Source organism: Candidatus Dependentiae bacterium (genome assembly GCA_035445995.1).
GTDB lineage: Bacteria > Babelota > Babeliae > Babelales > Vermiphilaceae > DAOMRS01.
In genome coordinates, this window is sequence record DAOMRS010000002.1 from 1 (window position 1) to 2,324 (window position 2,324).

Here is a 2,324-nt window from a genome sequence, read left to right on the forward strand (position 1 = left end):
GTGATGCTTGCCCAGGCCTGTGGGTGTCAATACCAACCTGGTTCTTTTGTAAAACTCTGGTAAGAAATCAAATAACAAAACTTAATCGTTATATTGCCGACAATCGACAACATAATGTCATTGTGCTTTTAACATGCAGAGCGAGAAACTAATTATGAAACAAACACCTGCACACAACATTGTAAATACTGATCTAATGAATTTAATTCCGTCCAAAGCTCGCAATATCGTTGAAGTAGGTTGCATGTATGGGGCAATGGCACGAGCCTATCGTGAAGTCAATCCATCAGCCTAGTATATTGAAATAGATATTGACCCGGGCTATGCGCAGATAGCTGCTCAATTTTGTGATAGAACACTCGCTACAGATATCGAGACGCTGACCATTGAGCAATTTGATGGACTTTTCCCCAGTGACTGCTGGATTTTTGGTGATTCCCTGGAACATTTGCGCGATCCTTGGCGAATTATTCGCCTGATTCGCGGATCTATCGATAAAGATGGCTGCTTGTTGGCATGCATACCAAATGCACAGCACTGGAGTGTGCAAATGCGTCTGGCCACAGGTCTTTTTCGATACGAAGATTCAGGCTTGCTCGACCGCACCCATATTCGTTGGTTTACTCGTACAACCATGGTCGAGATGTTCACCCAGGCTGGTTGGACTATCGAACAAGGTATAAGTCGCTCCTTACCCCAAACGCCACCACCCACCTTGATAGCAGGTATCCAATCCATAGCCGAGGCTGCTGGGGTTGATAGTGAACAAGCTTTGGCCGATGCTCACGTCTTTCAATTTTTATTCCGTCTACGCCCCACTTAGAAATATAAGAACAAACATCAGGTGTAAGCTTTCCTGTCTACTTGACAGGGAAGCTTACGGCCACACCCGGCCGAAAAATAGGAAAAACAGGGTGTAAACCGCAGAAATTACCGGGTTATTCAGGTCTGAGTACTAACACTGGTGTTTCCCGGTGAAAACACCGGACCTTCAGCCCAACTTCAGAGCAGATCACAAAAAGCTGTTTCCAGAGAACCCGGAGCCGAGCTTGTTCAATAACCGGTTATGCTTTTAATTTAAGCTCATTAAACTTATATTCCAAATAAGATTTAGTGCATCCTATAAATAATTTTTTTGCCTCTATTAAGCTCATCAAAGGATAATTATTGTGATCAAGAGAATCTTTCTTAAAACCATGCCTGGAATCTATACCAATTAAACTATAATTATTTGCAGGATTTGTAAATTTTTTTCTATCTTCTCTAGAGTAATTTACTTTCCATCCTTTATCATAATGTTTCTCTAAGGTTTCAAGTGTTTCCATAATCTTATAAAGGCTAGACCAGCTTAATGATTCAGAGAAATATTTTAGCAAGAGATATGTGCCCATAGAATGCTGAGCAATATAATAAATTCCATTAAATATATGCTTTAATGCCTGTTCTTTATAATTTTGTCTTTGCTTAAAATTTAATTTCATTAAAACATCATCACCTAAACGCTCATATAATTTAGGATTAATATTTACATCATACCCTAAATTATAATTGGGGTAATTAACATTACCCATTGATTTATTTTCCATCTTTTCAATTTTAATATGTTTTTGTTCATCTTCTGCGCCATTAAATATTGTTACTAATCCTCTAAAAAGATTAATTAACTCCAACCCAATTACCCATGCAGAATCATGGTCTTTTATGCCATTACAATGAAATGTAACAAATCTATGGTCATATGAATATGTATCAAATGGAGAAGGCTCAGAATATATATGAATATCCATCATATGGATTGCTCCCAAATGGCTTTCATCAAATATATTTACTTGCGGTAAGTAAAAAATATAATCATTTTCTGCTGGATAAGCTATAAAAGGATCTTTCATAAAAATATTTTAGGAGCATAACGTAATGCGAGGTGAGGTGAGCGACGCCCTCGCGTAGTTGAGCCATACGAAATATGGCGATGTCCAAGAGGGCGTAGCGGTAAAGCCGTGTTCGCTTGACTGAGGGGTTATGGTGCTGCACGCTGTTCCCAAAAATCAACACCTCACACTATGTTATTCGGACGCTACGCGTCCGAATAACATTTAGTATGCAGTGCATACTTCTTTACAAACGGGTGTATAACAAAACTCATTTTCAGTAAGGTTCTGAATTAAAGAGCTTTATGAATGAAATATCGCAATCTTCTGTTCTGATTACACCTTGCCCATTCGATCAACTTCGCAGCGGCTTGCTACCTTGATCAGGAGAAAAACAGCTCCTTTGAAATTTCAAAAATGAGGTTTCAGGTATTCTGCTGCGTTTGAAGTTGATCT

At 38.8% G+C, this 2,324-nt stretch carries 3 protein-coding genes; 2 read left to right on the forward strand and 1 reads right to left on the reverse strand.

What is annotated here, in order from left to right:
- The first annotated feature begins 154 nt into the window (after nucleotides 1–154).
- The gene (locus PK943_05275) at nucleotides 155–295 is read left to right on the forward strand and encodes a hypothetical protein (protein HRN78621.1); all 141 of its coding nucleotides are present in this window, start codon (nucleotides 155–157) and stop codon (nucleotides 293–295) included.
- Between the two features lie 348 nt (nucleotides 296–643).
- Complete coding sequence (locus tag PK943_05280) at nucleotides 644–823, forward strand: hypothetical protein (GenBank protein HRN78622.1); 180 nt, start codon at nucleotides 644–646, stop codon at nucleotides 821–823.
- Nucleotides 824–1,064: 241 nt separating this feature from the next.
- Here the strand turns inward: PK943_05280 and PK943_05285 are convergent, their stop codons facing one another.
- A complete protein-coding gene (locus PK943_05285; protein HRN78623.1) occupies nucleotides 1,065–1,889 on the reverse strand; it encodes a hypothetical protein in 825 nt (274 codons plus the stop codon).
- Between the last annotated feature and the right edge of the window lie 435 nt (nucleotides 1,890–2,324).

Bases quoted from the DNA above. Each gene is read 5' to 3' on its own strand.
- PK943_05275 (HRN78621.1), top strand. From the start codon at position 155: ATGAAACAAACACCTGCACACAACATTGTAAATACTGATCTAATGAAT.
- PK943_05280 (HRN78622.1), top strand. From the start codon at position 644: ATGTTCACCCAGGCTGGTTGGACTATCGAACAAGGTATAAGTCGCTCC.
- PK943_05285 (HRN78623.1), bottom strand. From the start codon at position 1,889: ATGAAAGATCCTTTTATAGCTTATCCAGCAGAAAATGATTATATTTTT.